This is a genomic window from Bradyrhizobium sp. Leo114 (genome assembly GCF_055229415.2).
This window is the reverse complement of record NZ_JBUYEN020000007.1, coordinates 1-17912: the sequence shown is the minus strand read 5'-3', so window position 1 is coordinate 17912 and position 17912 is coordinate 1. Positions and strand designations below refer to the sequence as shown.

Here is a 17912-nt window from a genome sequence, read left to right as displayed (position 1 = left end):
GCGCCCCACGCGGGTTCGTTCATGCGCTTTCGCAGGTGACCCATGGATCAGCAGCTAAGGAAGTCGACGGACCCCCCTTCGATTGCGCCTGGGAAAAAAGTCGTGCGCCCGGCTCGCGGGCGCATTGGGTTCGCGATCGCCGTTATTCTCCTGCTGGCTGCCGGCATCGTCTGGTGGACGAAGCCCGCAGGCACGCCACAGGAAACAGCCGGCAAGCGAACCGCCCCGCCGATGTCTGTTGTCGCCGAGACTGTCGGCAAGGGCGATATCGGGATCAACCTCAATGGGCTCGGCACCGTCTCTTCACTCGCCACCGTCACGATCAGAAGCCAGATCAGCGGATATTTGACCCGCATCGCGTTCAAGGAAGGCGATGAAGTCAAGAAGGGTGATTTGATCGCGGAGATCGACTCCCGCCCCTTTGAAGCGGCGCTAGCCCAGGCCAAGGGACAGCTTGCGCGCGACCAAGCCATGCTGAAGGGCGCCCAGGTCGATCTTGCCCGCTACCAGGGCCTGGCGAAGCAGAACGCCGTGCCGCACCAGCAACTCGACACGCAAATAGCCCTGGTCGCGCAGAACGAAGGCACGGTTGAAGCGGACCGCGCCTCGGTGCAGGCCGCCGAAGTGAACCTGCGCTATTGCCACATCCTGTCGCCGCTGGATGGGCGCGTCGGATTGCGGCAGGTCGATCAGGGCAACTACGTCACCCCTGGTGATGCCACCGGCATCGTGGTGATCACGCAACTGCAGCCGATCAGCGTCCTGTTCACACTCCCGGAGGACCAGCTTCAGGCGATCGCCACGCGGCTCCGCGAGGGAGCGGTGCTGCCGGCCGCGGCCTACGATCGCAGCGGCACCAACAAGCTCGCCAGCGGGGCGCTGCAGACCTTCGACAGCCAGATCGATCCGACCACCGGCACGATCAAGCTGCGCGCGCAATTCTCGAACGAAGCGCGGACGCTGTATCCCAATCAGTTCGTCAACGTGCGTCTCCTGCTGGACACCCATAAGGACGTGACGACGGTGTCGACGGCCGGCATCCAGCGCGGCACGCCCGGCACCTTCGTCTATCTCGTCAACGGCGACAGCACGGTCTCGGTGCGCCCGGTCAAGCTTGGCGTCACTGAAGGAGACCGGGTCGAGGTTCAGTCCGGACTTTCCCCCGGCGACCGCATCGTGATCGATGGCGCCGACAAGCTGCGGGAAGGCGCCAGGATCGTCATTCGACCTCCGACGGGGGCGGGCGAGTCGGCCGCTGCGGCCAAGCCGCCGGATTCGAAAGCGGTGGACGGCAAGGGGCGGCGCTCCGGGGGTGGACACGAATGAACCCCTCGCGGCCATTCATCCACAGACCGGTGGCGACAACGCTCTTGATGATCGCCATCATGCTGTCGGGAATGCTGGCATTCCGCTTCCTGCCCGTCGCCGCCCTGCCCGAGGTCGATTACCCGACGATCCAGGTCCAGACCTTTTATCCCGGCGCCAGTCCTGACGTGATGACGTCGTCCGTCACGGCGCCGCTGGAGGTGCAGTTCGGCCAGATGCCGAACCTGAGCCAGATGAGTTCAGTCAGCTCGGCCGGCGCCTCGGTCATCACGCTGCAGTTCGGATTGACGATCTCGCTCGATGTCGCCGAGCAGGAGGTGCAGGCCGCGATCAATGCCGCCGGCAATCTGCTGCCATCAGATCTTCCGGCGCCGCCGATCTATGCCAAGGTCAATCCGGCCGACGCTCCGATCCTGACCCTTGGCCTGACGTCGAAGACCATGCCGCTGACGCAGGTCCAGGATTTCGTCTACACCCGGCTGGCGCAGAAGATCTCGCAGTTTCCGGGAGTAGGCCTCGTCAGCATCAGCGGCGGCCAGCGGCCGGCGGTCCGCGTCCGCGCCGACATCCGCAAGCTTGCCGCCTATGGCCTCAATATCGACGACCTGCGCACCACCCTCGGCAATGCCAATGTCAACACGCCCAAGGGCAATTTTGACGGCGCGATGCGCTCCTACACCATCAACGCCAACGACCAGATCCGCGGTGCCGGTGGCTACAAATCCCTGATCGTGGCCTACAAGAACGGCTCTCCGGTCCGTCTCAGCGACATCGGCGACGTCATCGACGGCGCCGAGAACGACAAGCTCGGCGCCTGGATGAATACGACGCCGGCGATCATCCTCAACATCCAGCGCCAGCCCGGGGCCAACGTCATCTCGGTGGTCGAAGGGATCAAGGCGGTGTTGCCGCAGTTGCAGGCGGCGTTGCCTGCCGCCATCGACCTGAACATCCTGACCGACCGCACCGTGACCATCCGCGCCTCGGTCAGGGACGTGGAATACGAGCTCTCGCTCGCAGTCGTGCTGGTCGTGCTGGTGATCTTCGTATTCCTGCGCAGTCCGCGCGCGACGCTGATCCCAAGCCTCTCCGTGCCGCTCTCGCTGGTCGGCACCCTGGGGGCGATGTATCTGTTCGGCTTCAGCCTCAACAACCTCTCCCTGATGGCGCTCACGATCGCCACCGGCTTTGTGGTCGATGACGCGATCGTCGTCATCGAGAACATCTCCCGCTACATCGAGGACGGAGAAACTCCGCTAGCGGCCGCGCTCCGCGGTTCCGAGCAGATCGGCTTCACGATCATCTCGCTGACGGTGTCGCTGATCGCGGTGCTGATTCCGCTGCTGTTCATGGGTGACGTGGTCGGCCGCCTGTTCCGCGAGTTCGCCATCACGCTGTCGGTCACCATCCTGATATCCGCCGTGGTGTCCTTGACGCTGGTTCCGATGGCCTGCGCCAAGCTGCTCAAGGCGGAAGGCGAGGCGCATGAGAACGTGCTCCAGCGCCTGAGCCGCGAAGGCTTCGATCATGTCATCGCGATCTATGCCCGGATGCTGAACTGGGTGCTGGACCGCCAGACCCTGGTGCTGCTGGTGGCGCTCGCCACCTTCGGCTTGACCGCTCTGCTCTATGTCGCGATCCCCAAGGGGTTCTTCCCGCTGCAGGACACCGGCGTCATCCAGGCGATTTCGGAGGCGCCGCAATCGGTTTCATACGCCGCGATGGCGGAGCGGCAGCAGCAACTGGCCGACGTCATCCTCCGGGATCCCGACGTCGAGAGCCTTTCCTCCTTCATCGGCGTCGACGGCACCAACACCACGCTCAACAGCGGTCGCATCCTGATCAACCTGAAGCCGCACGATCAGCGAAAATCCGATATCGCGAGCGTCATGCGCCGTCTCAAGGACAGCACGGCATCGCTGATCGGCGTCGCGCTCTACATGCAGCCGGTGCAGGATTTGACCATCGAAGGCACCGTCAGCAAGGCGCAATATCAGTTCATCCTGCAGGACGCCGACCCGGCCCAGCTCGCCGAATGGGCCCCGAAGCTCGTCGACAGATTGCGGCAGCTTCCCGCGTTCACCGACGTCTCGACCGATATGTCCGCCAAGGGACTTGCGGTCTTCGTCGACATCGACCGCGAGCAGGCGGCGCGGTTCGGGATCACGCCCGCGACCGTCGACAATGCGCTCTACGACTCCTTCGGCCAGCGCATCGTCTCGACGGTGTTCACCAACTCAAACCAGTACCGGGTGATCCTGGAAGCCGATCCGACGCTGCAGACCTCCCTCCAATCGCTGTCGTCGATCTACCTGCCCTCCTCGGTCGGAGGCGCGCCGGTGCCGTTGCCGGTGCTGGCCAAGATGCACGAGGACATCGCGCCGTTGCAGGTTTCGCATCTCGGCCAGTTCCCCTCGGCCACCATATCGTTCAACCTGGCGCCCGACGCGTCGCTGGGAGAGGCGGTCGCCGCCGTCAAGCAGGCGCAGATCGACATCGGTCAGCCGCTCGGCATCATCACGAGTTTCCAGGGCGCAGCGCTCGCCTTTCAAGCCTCGCTCTCGAACCAACTGTTCCTGATCCTGGCCGCGATCGTCACGGTCTATATCGTGCTGGGCGTGCTCTATGAGAGCTTCATCCACCCGCTCACGATTCTCTCGACCCTGCCTTCGGCCGGGATCGGCGCATTGCTCGCGCTGATGATGGCGGGGCAGGACCTCACGATCGTCGCGATCATCGGCATCATTCTATTGATCGGCATCGTCAAGAAGAACGCGATCATGATGATCGACTTCGCGCTCGATGCCGAACGCAACGAAGGCCGGTCGCCGCGCGAGGCGATCTACCAGGCGTGCCTGCTGCGGTTCCGGCCGATCATCATGACGACCATGGCCGCAGTGCTCGGCGCGCTGCCGCTGATGCTCGGAACCGGTGCCGGATCGGAGCTGCGGCACCCGCTCGGCATTTCCATCGTCGGCGGCCTTCTGGTCAGCCAGTTGCTCACCTTGTTCACGACGCCGGTGATCTATCTGTGGTTCGACCGGCTCGCCGTACGGCTTGCCGGAGGACCCGGCGGTGCCCGCGAAACACGCGGAGCCCACTGAGCCATGGACCCGTCAACGCCCTTCATCCGCCTGCCGGTTGCGACCACACTGCTGACCTTCGGGCTTGCGGCGGCGGGCGTGGTGGCGTTCTTCAAGCTGCCGGTCTCGCCGCTGCCGCAGGTCGACTTCCCGACCATCTCGGTGCAGGCGACGCTGCCGGGCGCGAGCCCCGAGGACGTCGCGACCACGGTCGCAAGCCCGCTCGAGCGCCATCTCGGCCAGATCGCCGACGTCACCGAGATGACCTCGCAAAGCACAGTGGGCTCGACGCGCATCACCCTGCAATTCGGTCTGAACCGCGACATCAACGGCGCGGCGCGCGACGTGCAGGCCGCGATCAACGCCGCCCGCGCCGACCTTCCGACCAGCCTGCGCAGCAATCCGACCTACCGCAAGGTCAATCCCGCCGACGCGCCGATCCTGATCCTGACGCTGACGTCCGATACGCTGACTCGCGGCGACCTCTACGACGCCGCCTCCACCGTGCTGGCGCAAAAGCTCTCGCAGGTCGAGGGGATCGGCGAGGTCATTGTCGGCGGCAGCTCGCTGCCGGCGGTACGCGTCGACCTGGTTCCGCAGGCGCTCTACAAATACGGCATCGGGCTCGAGGACGTGCGCGCCGCGCTCGCCAGCGCCAATGCGCATAGCCCCAAGGGCGGGATCGACGTCGGCGAGCGGCGCTACCAGATCTATGCCAACGACCAGGCCAACAAGGCCGACGACTACAAGTCAATGGTCATCGCCTATCGCAATGGCGCGGCCGTGCATCTCTCCGATGTCGGAGAGGTCACCGATTCCGTGGAGAACCTGCGCAACGCCGGCCTCGCCAACGGCAAGCCCGCCGTCCTGATCATCCTGTACCGGCAGCCGAATGCCAACATCATCAGCACGGTCGATCTGGTCAAGGCGCTGATGCCCCAGCTCAAGGCTTCGGTCTCGCCCGCGATCGACATCGATCTGGCGGTCGACCGCTCGACCACCATCCGCACCTCGCTGCATGACGTCGAGCGGACCCTGGTGCTAGCCGTGCTGCTGGTGATCCTCGTGGTGTTCTCGTTCCTCCGCAACGCCCGCGCGACGTTGATCCCTGTGGTCGCGGTCTCGGTGTCGCTGGTCGCGACCTTCGGCGTCATGTATCTGGTCGGCTACAGCCTCGATAATTTGTCGCTGATGGCGCTGACGGTGGCGACCGGCTTTGTCGTCGACGACGCCATCGTCGTGCTCGAAAACGTCACCCGCTATATCGAGCACGGGATGTCGCCGTTTGAGGCAGCGCTGAAGGGCTCGGGCGAGGTCGGCTTCACCGTGCTCTCGATGAGCATCTCGCTGATCGCGGTGTTCATCCCGATCCTCTTGATGGGCGGCATCGTCGGCCGGCTGTTCCGCGAATTCGCGATGACGATCTCGATCTCGATCCTGATCTCGCTTGCGGTCTCGCTCGCGACCACGCCGATGATGTGCTCGGTGCTGCTGCGCCGGGAAAGCAACCAGGTCCACGGCTGGCTCTATCGCGCCAGCGAGCGCTTCTTCGAAGCGATGCTCGGCTTCTATCGGCGGACGCTCTCGGCCGCCCTCGCGCACCCGAGATCGGTAATGCTGATCCTCGCCGCGGTGCTGGGGCTCAACTTCTATCTCTACGGCGTGATCCCCAAGGGCTTCTTCCCTCAGCAGGACACCGGACGGCTGGTCGGCTCGATCCAGGCGGATCAGAGCATTTCGTTCCAGTTGATGCAGCAGAAGCTGACGCAGTTCGTCACCATCATCAAGCACGATCCCGCGGTGGACGCCGTCGTCGGCTTCACCGGCAGCAACCAGACCAATTCCGGCTTCGTTTTCGTCTCGCTGCGCCCGCTCGAGCAGCGCAAGGTCGGCGCCGACCAGGTGATCGCGCGGTTGCGGCGCGAGCTCGCCACCGTGCCCGGGGCAACCCTGTTTCTGCAGTCGGTGCAGGACATCCGCGTCGGCGGGCGGCTATCCAGCGCACAGTACCAGTACACGCTGCAGAGCCCGGCGCTGGAAGAGCTCAACGAATGGACACCGAAGATTACGGCGGCGCTGCAGCGCGAGTCCAACCTCGCCGACGTCAACAGCGATCAGCAGGACAAGGGGCTCGAATCCAATCTGGTCATCGATCGCGACGCCGCGGCGCGGCTCGGGATCACCGTCAGCCAGATCGACAACACGCTCTATGACGCGTTCGGCCAGCGCCAGGTCTCGACCATCTATGTCGCGCGCAACCAGTATCACGTGATCATGGAGGTAGCACCGCGCTACTGGCAGAATCCGGAGACGCTCAAGGATGTCTACATCAGCACCTCCGGCGGATCGGTCGGCGGCTCGCAGGCAACCAACGCGGTGGCGGGAACAGTAGTGACGCCGGGAACATCTGTTACCGCCAACTCGGCCAACGCACAAGCCGCGCGCAATCTTGCGACCAATTCGATCGGGTCGACCGGCAAAGGCGTGGCCTCGACCGGCGCGGCGGTCAGCACCAGCAGCGAAACGATGATTCCGCTTTCGGCGGTCGCGCATTTCGGTCGGGGCGCAACACCGCTCTCCGTCAATCATCAGGGACTTCTCGTCGCCAACACGATCTCCTTCAACCTGCCTCCCAACGTGTCGCTCGGCACCGCCGTCAGCACCATCGAGGCCACCATGAACCGGATCGGCGTGCCCGCGACGATCCGCGGCACCTTCCAGGGCACGGCAAAGGTCTTCCAGGATTCGCTCAGCAATCAGCCGCTGCTCATCCTGGCCGCCTTGGTAACCATCTACATCGTGCTCGGTGTGCTCTATGAGAGCTACATCCATCCCCTGACCATCCTCTCGACGCTGCCGTCGGCCGGCGTGGGCGCGCTGCTGGCGCTGATCGCGTTCCGCACCGAGTTCAGCATCATGGCGCTGATCGGCGTGATCCTGCTGATCGGCATCGTGAAGAAGAACGCGATCATGATGATCGACTTTGCACTTGACGCCGAGCGCAAGCGCGGCCTCGATCCGCTCGATGCCATCCGCGAGGCCTGCCTGCTCCGGTTCCGCCCGATCATGATGACGACCATGGCCGCACTGCTCGGCGCGGTGCCGCTTGCCGTCGGAATGGGCGAAGGCGGCGAATTGCGCCAACCGCTCGGCATCGCCATCGTCGGCGGTCTCATCCTGAGCCAGATGCTGACACTTTATTCGACACCTGTGATCTATTTGTATCTGGACAGGTTCCGGCTCTGGGGCCAACGTCGAAGGGGCAACACGCCTCCCAACCTGCCCAAGCCCTCACTGCAGCCAGGCGAGTGAGATGTCGAAATCCTCGGTACTACGAGTCCGACACCGAAGTCTGGCCCGGGCGATCTTGCCGTGGGGAGACGGTCGCACCCGCGCGATTTCCGCGTTGATCGTACTGGCGTTCGGCCCCGGCCTGTCCGGCTGCATCCTGGGATCGGAACGGCCCGAGCTCAATCTCGAAGTGCCGGAGAAATATCGCGCGGCAAGTTCGGCGGGTCCTGACGCCGCGCTCCCGGTCCTGGACTGGTGGCGCGGCTTCGGCTCCGGCGAACTGACGTCACTAATGGACGCGACGCAGATCAACAATCTCGACATTGCAGTCGCGATCGCCCAGGTCGTGCAGGCCGACGCCCAGGTCGGCGTGGCTGGTTCGCCGCTATTGCCGTCCCTGACCGGAGCAGCCAGCGCCGAGCGCGCGCATTTCGGCTCCACAAGCAGCGCCATCAGCAGCGGCAGCAACCTTGGCGGGGGCGTCACCGGGACCGGAGGCGGACGTGGCGGCGGGAGTTCGAACTTCTCACAATTCAGCACCAGCCTCACTGCGAGCTACATGCTCGACTTCTGGGGCAAGAACCAGGCAGCGCTCCATGCAGCGGAAGAGAGCGCGACAGCCTCCCGATATAATCGCGAGGTGGTCACGCTGACCGCGATCGTCACGGTGGCCAACACGTATTTCCAGATTCTGGCGGCGCAGGACCAGTTGCGGGTGACGCGCGAGAACCTCGCAGCGGCCGAGCGAATCCTAGCGCTGATCAGGACGCAGTTTGCCGGCGGAACAGCCTCGCAGCTCGACGTTTCGCAACAGGAGGCGCTGACAGGAACGCAGCGGGCGGCGATTCCTCCTCTCGAAGTCACCATCGGTCAGAACATTGCCGCGCTCGCCGTCCTTGTTGGACGAGCGCCGGCGAATTTCTCGGTGCGGGGCGGATCGACCAGCCGCATCAAAGTGCCTCGGGTAACCCCCGGCCTGCCATCGGAACTGCTTTACCAACGGCCGGACATTCGCCAGGCGGAGGCGCTGCTTGCGGCATCGAACTTCAGCGTCGAGCAGGCTCGCGCGGCCTTCTTTCCGCAGATCCAACTCACCGGCACCGGCGGATTCCAGAGCAGCGCGCTGGCCTCGCTGTTCACGCCGGGGGCGGCGTTCTCCACCCTCACGGCCAGCCTCACCCAGCCGATCTTCGATGGCTTCCTGCTCGAGAGCCAGTTGAAGCAGGCCAAAGGCGTGCAGCTTCAGGACCTGCAGGCCTATCGCAAGGCGGTTCTGTCGGCATTCTCCGACGTCGAGAAGGCGCTCGTCGCGTTGCAGAAGTTCACGCTCCAGGAGCGGCTGCAAGCGCAGGTCGTTGCGAGTTCGCGAACGGCGTTCGATGTGGCGGAAAAGCAGTTGCGGGGCGGCACGATCAATCTGATTACGGTCCTGCAGGCCGAACAGACGCTCTTCACCGCGGAGATCACGTTGGTTCAGGTGCGGCTCTCGAAATTATTGGCGGCGACCAGTCTGTTTCAGGCGCTCGGCGGCGGCTGGACGCCGGCCGGGACGCTGGTCTCGCTACAATGATGTCCGCCTTCGCCGCATTGGCTTGCGTTTGCCCTGACTCAAATGGGTGTCTCGGATGAAGAACACCGGCTTGCTCGTGATGGCGCTCGCTCTGGCAGCACTCGAAGCAACGTCCGTCGCTGCACAGCAGAGCGCACCCTCGCTTCGGTTCGGGATGAAGCCCGATGAGGTCGCGCGCACGCTCGGCGTGCCTTTGACCTTTATGCGAGGCCGCCCCGGCAACGAACTTTACCTGGCACTGCCGAATGTCAAGGGAAGCGCATTGTCGAGCCGGAGCGACGGGCTCTATCTGCAGTTTCGTCGCGGAAAGCTTGCGGGTTGGAAGGGCGACTGGGGCACGATCCGGCCATAGGAAAGCCAATGGGTAGATTGAAGATCGCAATTTGCGCGACGATCCTGGCAGCGCCCGCTATCTCGCCGGGATCAGCGACCGAGTTTGGGTATCGCGCCATCCGATACGGCCAGACGAGCGGCTGGTTCTATGACAACCGCAACGACAATCGCGACTTCCCGACCAATGGCGTATTTCCCGGCAATTTTGCCGCGCAACCCACCGTCGCGTGGATCGGCGCCGCAGGCTTCCTCGGGAGCATGCCTCAGCGCTCAGCTTCTCCCTATCCATCGCAAGTCGTGTTCGGCACCGCCAGCCGCAGCAGACGATCGGCCCCGAAGAAGTGACGTCACCTCAGCGGTCGAGGTAACGCCGTCTCGCGTCACTTCAACGACGCGCGAGGTTCGCGCGTCGTTACATTGGAGCGGCACAGTGGCTTTCAAGCAAAGCCGCTCAACTGCAGCTTTCACTTAGTTGTAACCGCTGGTGCCGGCTGACGAACCGCCGAATTGAGAATCGCCGGTACCGCTCAACGTGGTCGGACCATCCGGATTTCCGTTCGGATTGCCGTAGTTCGGATGCAACATGACGGATGGAACTGCCTCTCTGTATATCGGATAGCTCCTGACCATCGGTTCATGACGCGCCGTATTGGCAAAAGCGTACGTGCTTGAGAGCATGGACGCGGCGACCAATGCTACCATTGCGACTTTCATGGCTTTGTCCTTTCGAGTGGTGACATACGGAACGTTACACAAAGAAAGGTGGGATTCTTTTTCGCCGCCCCCACTAAATTCGCGTTTAGCGATGCCGCGCAAACCAGCATAAACAATCAATCGCTACTGACATGGCGTTAAAGCGATTCACTCGCGTTTCGCTGCTTCGTGATGACGTCGCCGCCGCGTATCCGGTTGGCGATCTCTCTCACGCTCCCGCCGTCAACTCGAGTTGAGAATCGTAAAGCAGAATTTAGTGGGATGCGCGCGCAGGCCACTTAGATCTTGAATCGAAAGATCCGAGCATTCGGACAACCCAATACGAAAAACTCGCGTTTGACCGCGCACCGCCTGACGGTGCGTCACGCGGGATCGCGCGCGCCGATCGGGTTTTCGTATCGACCGATGGAGAATTTCGATGACCTCACTCAAGATCCTCGCGGCCGCCGCGCTGCTGTCGGCAGCAGCCGCAACACCAGTATTTGCTCAGGCCGCCATCCAGGAGCCCGGACTGTACGCGTTCTATCATCCCAATGCAGACATCCTGAACGGCGGCGCGCCCACGCCCGCGGCCAGGCTGGAATCGGGACCACCTTCTGTTCTGCAATACTATAACGAAGAGGACAGCGGCATCGGCACCTGCGCGCAGCGCCACCGCTCGTACAGTCCCGCGACCGGCACATTCCTTGGCCGTGACGGCCACCACTATCGGTGCGAATGATGCAAGCTGAAGGAGAGACTTCTTTTGCGGACTGAAAGCGCGAAGCGCTGTGTGATTGTAATGCTCGTCAATTGGCGATAGAGAGGTATGCTCCTTGCCCGAAGAGGCCGTCCCCGTCTGATGTAAAGGTCCGGCCTGCGCCGTTCCTTCGCCCAAGCGGATACCCGACGAAAATTCGAGACTGGCTTGGGTTGGGGGCGTTGGAGGAAAACCTTTGGGAGAGGGAGCATGGCGCGCAACGTTCTGATCCTTGGAGCCTCGTATGGCTCATTGCTCGCGACGAAGCTGCTGATGGCCGGTCACAACGTGACCTTGGTTTGTCGCAAGAAGACCGCAGAGCTCATCAATCGCGACGGCACCGAAGTTCGCATCAAGCTGCGTGACGAGCCGACGCACCGCTCGATCTTTTCGCGTGATCTGCCCGGGACCCTGGACGCGACACCGCCTGCAGACGTCGACCTCTCCCGTTACGATCTGGTTGGCCTTGCCATGCAGGAGCCGCAATACACCAACCACACGATCCGGGTTCTGATGATCAAGATCGCCGAGGCGAAGCTGCCTTGCCTTTCGATCATGAACATGCCGCCCTTGCCCTATCTCAAACGGATTCCGGCGCTGGCGGAGATGGACCTCGAAGAAGCCTATACCAATGCGCAGGTATGGGAACGGTTCAAGCCGGGACTGGTTTCGCTGTGCTCGCCTGATCCGCAGGCCTTCCGCCCACCGGACGAGGCGGCGAATGTCCTTCATGTCGGCCTGCCGACAAATTTCAAGGCAGCGGCATTTGCGGATGAGGCACATAACCGGCTGCTTCGCGAGCTGGAGGCGGACATCGACGCAGTGAAGCTGGATGGCCAGGACGTTCCCGTGAAGCTCAAAGTGTTCGACTCGCTGTTCGTCCCGCTGGCCAAATGGTCGATGCTATTGACCGGCAATTACCGCTGCATCACGCCACAGGAGCCGCAATCGATCCGCGACGCGGTGCACGCCGATCTGAAGCGCTCGCAGTCGATCTATGAGCACGTCGATGGGATCGCTCGCCGACTGGGAGCCGACCCGAAGGACCAGGTGCCGTTCGAGAAATACGCCAAGGCGGCGGAAAGCCTTCTCAAACCTTCATCGGCGGCGCGCGCTGTGGCGAGCGGAGCGCCCTTCATCGAGCGGGTCGACCTGCTGGTGAAGTTGATTTCGCATCAGCTTGGCGCGCCCAATGCCGAGATCGACCGAACCGTCCAGATCGTGGATCAGAAGCTGAACGAGAAGATCGTGGAGGGCGGATCCAGCGCGCAGTGACGTGCTGCGATCGTGGTCCGCGATTGGCGTGCCATTCGGAATGGCGTACCAGATATCTACACCTTCGAAAATCCTGAAATGACTCCCCAGGGCGCTCGGTTGCCCTGACACCGCCGCTTGCTCTGTCGGTCTGGCGTGGCGCCATGAGAAGCAGGTTGATTTCACGCCGGCGACGCCTCTGCTCGCGAGCGATCCAGGACGAAGGGCAGCGTGCCCGATAGCAATGGCTTGGCCGGGACCTGACCGACATCACACAGGCATTATTTGAATCTGATGGGATGCATGTCTATTTGATCGATGTCATGTAATTCAGTGTGCCTGCTCTTGCTCAGGTGCCTCTATCCCTCAGGTCTCAACCTCCGATGAATGACGCGCGCTCCAGCCGTGCCGGACGCATGGAATACATGTGTTGCAGACCACCCTCTGAACATCTTCCCACATCCGTTATGGGATTCGATCGCAGGCGGTAACCGTCAAGGATCGAGCCACCGCCATCTGATCGAGCCATTCATCCGATCAAGCCTTAGGGCGATTGAATCGGCATTCCAAAAATCGGGAAAGATATGGAAAAGCAGAATGCCGCCCCTGTAGGGACCGGCCTTGTCCTGTTCGCGTTAGCCATGGGCGGCTTTGCGATCGGCACCACTGAATTCGCAACCATGAGCCTGTTGCCCTATTTCGCGCCGGATCTGCGGATTGATGAGCCGACAGCCGGAAACGTCATCAGCATGTATGCGTTGGGCGTGGTGATCGGTGCGCCCGTGCTTGCTGTACTGACGGCTCGCTTGGCGCGTCGCAACGTCCTTTTGTTGCTGATGGCCATGTTCGCCGTCGGCAACGCGCTGAGCGCGTTCGCGCCCAGCTATCACTGGATGCTGGCGTTCCGTTTCCTGAGCGGCGTCCCGCATGGGGCCTACTTTGGCACGGCGGCCATGGTGGCAGCCTCGCTGGTGCCATTACACAAGCGGACTCAGGCCGTCGGAAAGATGTTCCTTGGCCTGACGGTTGCGACCGTGATCGGTGTCCCGCTCGCGAACTGGCTGGGTCAGGCGGCCGGCTGGCGCTGGAGCTTTGGCGTCGTCGCTGCGCTCGCCATCGCGGCCCTTTCAATGGTTGCATGGTTCGCGCCCGTCGATCACCCGGCCCCGAAGGCAAGCGCGTTGCGTGAGCTTGACGCATTGAGGCGCGGCCAAGTCTGGCTCACGCTCGCAATCGGCGCCATCGGCTTTGGCGGCCTGTTTGCGGTTTACACCTACACCGCGACGACGCTGATGGAAGTGACGCACGTTTCGCCCGCCCTCGTGCCGTTGGTGCTGTCAGCGTTCGGGCTCGGCCTGACCATCGGCAATATTGTCGTGCCACGGGTCGCCGACCGCGCAATCATGCCGACGGCGGGCGGCTTACTGATCTGGAGTTCCGCCGCGTTAGCTGTATTCCCCTGGGCAGCGTTGAACATCTGGACCATGACGATCGACGCATTTCTCATCGGTTTGGGCGGAGCGCTCGGAACTGTGCTGCAGACCCGGCTGATGGATGTGTCGGGCGAAGCCCAGGCCCTTCCGGCCGCCCTCAACCATTCGGCTTTCAACACCGCAAATGCGCTCGGCCCGTGGCTCGGCGGCCTCGCCATCTCTGCCGGCTACGGATGGACATCGACCGGCTGGGTCGGCTGCGGGCTGGCTTTGGCGGGGTTTGCCATATGGCTGCTGGCGATCGCAGTCGAGGACAAAAGCGATCGAAGCGCGCCGCGATCCGCGGATGCGTAAGATTCGTGCGCTTGACCGGCCATCGCATCGACCCGGTAACGCGTTTTCACCTCGGCAACGGCGCGGCTCGAGCTGATCACTGACTCGGCAACACCGAGCTCCGTGCGATCCCGAAATCCTTCGGTATCATGGTCAACTATCCTCACGACCACTAAAGCATCGAGAACAACCGCGAGGCGTTCGTGCGCGGCATCTTCGCCGCGCATTGGCCCGGCATCGACGCATTGATGCAGGGACCTGCTTGAGACCGCGCGGCCATTTCGCGCCATCAAGACGATCCCTCTCGTGATCAAAGGAAGCGACATCACGATGATGAACAGACGAGCTTTTTCAACCGCCCTGCTTGCCGGCGCAGCGGCCTCGCTGATCTCCACACGCGGCATGGCCGCAAACGCAACTCCGCCGAAGGCGCGCAACGTCGTGCTGGTGCATGGGCTGTTCGCCGACGGCTCGTGCTGGTCCGAGGTGATCGCGCGATTGCAGACGGCCGGCCTCAACGCGACCTCCGTGCAGAATCCGCTGACCACGCTACCCGAAGCGGTCGCATCAGCCGAGCGCGTGCTCGCTCGGCAGAACGGGCCGACGGTTCTGGTCGGCCATTCCTTCTCCGGCATGATCGTCACCGAGGCCGGCGTGCATCCGAACGTCTCGGCGCTCGTCTATGTGGCGGCGCGCGCGCCGGACGCCGGCGAGGACTACACCGCGCTCGCCAAGACCTATCCGACCCCGCCAGCAACCGCCGGCATCGTGTTCGACGGCGATGAAGGACGCCTCTCCGAGGAAGCTTTCCTGCACGATTTCGCGGGCGACCTGCCGGAGGCAAAGGCCAAGGTGCTCTATGCCGTCCAGCAGCCGTTCCACAAGGCGTTGCTCTCCGGCAAGACCACGAACGCGGCCTGGCGATCAAAGCCGAGCTACTACGCCGTCTCGACCGAGGACCGCACGATCAATCCGGACCTCGAACGATTCATGGCCAAGCGCATGGGAGCCAAGACCATTGAGGTGAAAGCGAGTCACCTGTCGCTGATCTCTCAACCTGCCGAGATCACGCAACTGATCCTGGAGGCTGCCGGCCAACGCCCATGAGGTGACCACACTTGGGATGGCCGCGCTCTCGACATGATCGAGACCGGGAAGAGACGAGCGGCGGTGCTGACGCGCTCGTAAGCTGCGGGGGATGCACAACAGGAAGGAGTAAAGACCGATGAAACGTTTCGGATCCGCCGCCTGGAATGGGAGCCTGCGCGAAGGCAAGGGCTCGGTCTCCACCGAGAGCCACGCGCTGGACAATCATCCCTACACCTTCTTCAGCCGCTACGGCGAGAAGCCGGGCACCAATCCGGAGGAGCTGTTAGGTGCCGCGCATGCCGCGTGCTTCACCATGTCATTCGTCAGGCAACTCGGTCAGGCGAATTTCGTGCCGGAGCAGGTCGACAGCAAATCAGAAATCACCATCGAGAAGGACGGGGACGGCTTTTCGATCACCTCGGCGCATCTCACCACCACGGCGAAGATACCGGGCATGGATCACGACACATTCCAGTCGATCGCCGCGAGCGCAAAAGCCGGCTGCCCCGTCTCCAAGCTGATGAAGGTCGAGATTTATTTTAGTGCCACACTCGTTTCGTGAGGCTGCATGATCGCACAACACCTCGCACCGACAGCGGTCATGCAGGGAATCGAGTGTTTGCGGTTTTGTATCGAATAACGGCGAAGCGTCCCATGCGCCCGGGCGGCAAGACGCAGCGCTTCACGACCAAGGGCGTGCGGTTGATGAAGTAGCGGGCAGGAGCCGGATGAGACCCGTTTCAGCCTGTCGCTTTCATGCCCAAAACAAAAAAGTCGAAAACAACCCCATGCACAGTAGCCGGTGCGTGGCGGCGCGACGCGGATTGCGCCTATCGTTGCCAAGCACCGAACAGAGCGTGCTACGCCTACGTCATCCATGGTCCGGTGCCGACAACGTGCGTCCCGGCACCGAAATGGCGCGCCACGGCCGATGAAGATGGGCACTACTGCTTCGCTATACCCCTATGATGCAGCGGCCGCCAACGCGATCCGGCCGGATAACCAGCCACGGACTACGATCTTGCGCTACGCCTCATGAGCGGCTGTCTTCCCGATTCCGCTGGTGGTCCGGTTACCCCTCGATAGCGGCCCTTTCGATCAATCGCAGGATCGACGTGATGGGCCACAAACGGACATGCCTACATGGCAACCGATGCGCGCCCCCACCGCGCCGCCTTTCGGCGTTACCTATTCTGCCGCTACTTGAGCACCGTGTTCGTGTGTCCCTTCTCGACGATGTCGATAACGAGCAGCCTTGTCGGCTCCTCTCCTGCATTGGCGCCAGTGTGCCAACGCCCCACCGACTCCAACACAAAGTCTCCTGACTGATACGTCTTGCTTTGACCGGTTTCGGTGTCCGTCACGCGCAAGCTTCCCGACAAGATGTAACCGTATCGTGGATACGGATGCTCGTGCTCTGGAAGGTTCGCCCCTCGGGGGATTTCGAAGATAGACGCTACCAGTTCCGCATCCTTTTGGGGCAATACGATCTTTTGCCCGCCAGACGTAGTCGTCGTCGAGAGCAATTGCTTAATGGTGACGTCCGTTTGCTGCTGCGCACAGGCCGTTGAAATAAACGATGCCAGCAATCCGACGGCCAGACATTTCAGGCTGCCGAACAGGGCAATTCTGCGCCACAGTCGGCGCGTCTTGGCGGAGATAACTCCGGAGAATCCAATCATTGTGAGCGGCTCTCAGTTTGGTGTGATAGCTCGGTAAATATTTGGGACATTGCCATCTCGGTAAGATGCGGATGCAGGTGCGGAAGCGCGCAATTACAGCGTTACGGAAGAGCTCCAACAATCTGTTGACCATTGCGCGCTGCGATCGTCGGCAGCATGTCCATATGCTGCTCGCGCGGATCCGGGATATTGTGGAGATCACGGAAGAACTCCTCGTGGCGGCGCGGCGAGGAGACCAGGATGTGCCTCGCGTCGGCCGCTCCCACGTTGGTGAATCCGTGAACAACCCCTTTGGGCACGACAACACGCGCACCGGGTACCGCGACCCCAGTCTGATCTCCCACGAGGTACTTCAATTGGCCCTCCAGGACGATAAACAGCTTGTCTTCGCCCTCGGAGATGTGGGCCGGTGCGCCGAAGCCCGGCTTGATGGTCATATCCAGCACCGTGAACGAGCTTTCGTCCGGATTGACAATTTTGGTCGTGAGACCAGCAAATTCGGTCGTTTCGAAATTCGTCGTGATGGCACGCATTGATTAAGACCTCGATTGGCTTCTGAGCTCAATAGATTGCATGAGGAATTGACGGGGGCGGGAAGATCCCGACCCTCTAGCGTTAGATGGCAGGGTGAAGGTTGCGGACGGGGCTCACTTCCTCGAGGAGCGAGGCAACCTTAAGCGCGGTCGAATCCGCGAGCCAGGCGGAGCGCATTGCCTCATCAAGAATGTTACCGGAGAACTGACCGTCAGGATTGGGGCGGCGACACCGAATCGGATCGGTGTCACCGATGGCAGGACGGATCAGCATGGGTGCTCGGCGCGAGCTCACGGCGGCGGTGGTAGAGCGCTATCGATTGGCAGGGCGGGCAGATAAGGGGCGCATACTCGACGAGCTTTGCGCGGTGACCGGCTGGCATCGCAAGCACGCGGTCCGGGCGCTTGCCAGCCATGTCGCAATTTCGCCGGAGGCCAGGCGGCAGCGAAGGCCGACCTACGGCGCCAAGATCAGGGATGCGCTGGTGGCCTTGTGGGAGGTCTCGGATCGAATCTGCGGCAAGCGGCTGAA

The 17912-nt window shown here is 62.6% G+C and carries 15 protein-coding genes and 1 pseudogene; 12 read left to right on the top strand and 4 right to left on the bottom strand.

What is annotated here, in order from left to right; all coding sequences use genetic code 11:
• The first annotated feature begins 102 nt into the window (after positions 1-102).
• The 6 genes from ACZIRK_RS10240 to ACZIRK_RS10215 are packed head-to-tail and all read left to right on the top strand — an operon-like array spanning position 103 to position 9948.
• A complete protein-coding gene (locus ACZIRK_RS10240) occupies positions 103-1326 on the top strand; it encodes an MdtA/MuxA family multidrug efflux RND transporter periplasmic adaptor subunit (protein WP_463327336.1) in 1224 nt (407 codons plus the stop codon).
• On the top strand, positions 1323-4430 hold the full coding sequence (locus tag ACZIRK_RS10235; protein ID WP_130225927.1) for an MdtB/MuxB family multidrug efflux RND transporter permease subunit: 3108 nt from the start codon (positions 1323-1325) through the stop codon (positions 4428-4430). The genes ACZIRK_RS10240 and ACZIRK_RS10235 overlap by 4 nt, the downstream gene beginning before the upstream one ends.
• 3 nt (positions 4431-4433) lie before the next feature.
• The gene (locus tag ACZIRK_RS10230) at positions 4434-7721 is read left to right on the top strand and encodes an efflux RND transporter permease subunit (RefSeq protein ID WP_463327335.1); all 3288 of its coding nucleotides are present in this window, start codon (positions 4434-4436) and stop codon (positions 7719-7721) included.
• 1 nt (position 7722) lies between these two features.
• Positions 7723-9270, top strand: a complete 1548-nt coding sequence (locus ACZIRK_RS10225; protein WP_130225929.1) for an efflux transporter outer membrane subunit — start codon at positions 7723-7725, stop codon at positions 9268-9270.
• Between the two features lie 55 nt (positions 9271-9325).
• The gene (locus tag ACZIRK_RS10220) at positions 9326-9622 is read left to right on the top strand and encodes a hypothetical protein (protein ID WP_130225930.1); all 297 of its coding nucleotides are present in this window, start codon (positions 9326-9328) and stop codon (positions 9620-9622) included.
• Between the two features lie 8 nt (positions 9623-9630).
• Positions 9631-9948: a BA14K family protein gene (locus tag ACZIRK_RS10215; RefSeq protein WP_130225931.1), complete on the top strand. Its 318-nt coding sequence runs from the start codon at positions 9631-9633 to the stop codon at positions 9946-9948.
• A 123-nt stretch (positions 9949-10071) separates the two neighbouring features.
• On the opposite strand, the gene ACZIRK_RS10210 is transcribed toward ACZIRK_RS10215, so the two are convergent.
• The gene (locus tag ACZIRK_RS10210) at positions 10072-10437 is read right to left on the bottom strand and encodes a hypothetical protein (RefSeq protein ID WP_130225932.1); all 366 of its coding nucleotides are present in this window, start codon (positions 10435-10437) and stop codon (positions 10072-10074) included.
• Positions 10438-10735: 298 nt separating this feature from the next.
• Between ACZIRK_RS10210 and ACZIRK_RS10205 the strand changes: the two genes are divergently transcribed.
• From ACZIRK_RS10205 to ACZIRK_RS10185, 5 genes are all read left to right on the top strand, one after another.
• Complete coding sequence (locus ACZIRK_RS10205; RefSeq protein WP_130225933.1) at positions 10736-11038, top strand: BA14K family protein; 303 nt, start codon at positions 10736-10738, stop codon at positions 11036-11038.
• 228 nt (positions 11039-11266) lie between these two features.
• On the top strand, positions 11267-12331 hold the full coding sequence (locus tag ACZIRK_RS10200; protein ID WP_130225934.1) for a ketopantoate reductase family protein: 1065 nt from the start codon (positions 11267-11269) through the stop codon (positions 12329-12331).
• A gap of 563 nt (positions 12332-12894) precedes the next feature.
• Positions 12895-14097 (top strand): MFS transporter, encoded by a 1203-nt coding sequence (locus ACZIRK_RS10195; protein ID WP_130225935.1) that lies wholly within the window; start codon positions 12895-12897, stop codon positions 14095-14097.
• A 309-nt stretch (positions 14098-14406) separates the two neighbouring features.
• Positions 14407-15183, top strand: coding sequence for an alpha/beta fold hydrolase (locus ACZIRK_RS10190; RefSeq protein WP_130225956.1), 777 nt, complete (start codon positions 14407-14409; stop codon positions 15181-15183).
• Between the two features lie 118 nt (positions 15184-15301).
• Entirely contained in the window at positions 15302-15727 is a 426-nt protein-coding gene (locus tag ACZIRK_RS10185; RefSeq protein ID WP_130225936.1) for an OsmC family protein, read from the top strand.
• A 637-nt stretch (positions 15728-16364) separates the two neighbouring features.
• Here ACZIRK_RS10185 and ACZIRK_RS10180 read toward each other — a convergent pair.
• The 3 genes from ACZIRK_RS10180 to ACZIRK_RS10170 form a co-directional block, all read right to left on the bottom strand.
• Positions 16365-16847, bottom strand: a complete 483-nt coding sequence (locus tag ACZIRK_RS10180; protein ID WP_245474711.1) for a cupin domain-containing protein — start codon at positions 16845-16847, stop codon at positions 16365-16367.
• Between the two features lie 101 nt (positions 16848-16948).
• The gene (locus ACZIRK_RS10175; RefSeq protein ID WP_130225937.1) at positions 16949-17380 is read right to left on the bottom strand and encodes a cupin domain-containing protein; all 432 of its coding nucleotides are present in this window, start codon (positions 17378-17380) and stop codon (positions 16949-16951) included.
• An 82-nt stretch (positions 17381-17462) separates the two neighbouring features.
• Entirely contained in the window at positions 17463-17654 is a 192-nt protein-coding gene (locus ACZIRK_RS10170; protein ID WP_463327334.1) for a hypothetical protein, read from the bottom strand.
• Between ACZIRK_RS10170 and ACZIRK_RS10165 the strand changes: the two are divergent.
• Positions 17653-17912: pseudogene (locus ACZIRK_RS10165) on the top strand (transposase); the annotation flags it as partial. The gene ACZIRK_RS10170 and the pseudogene ACZIRK_RS10165 overlap by 2 nt on opposite strands.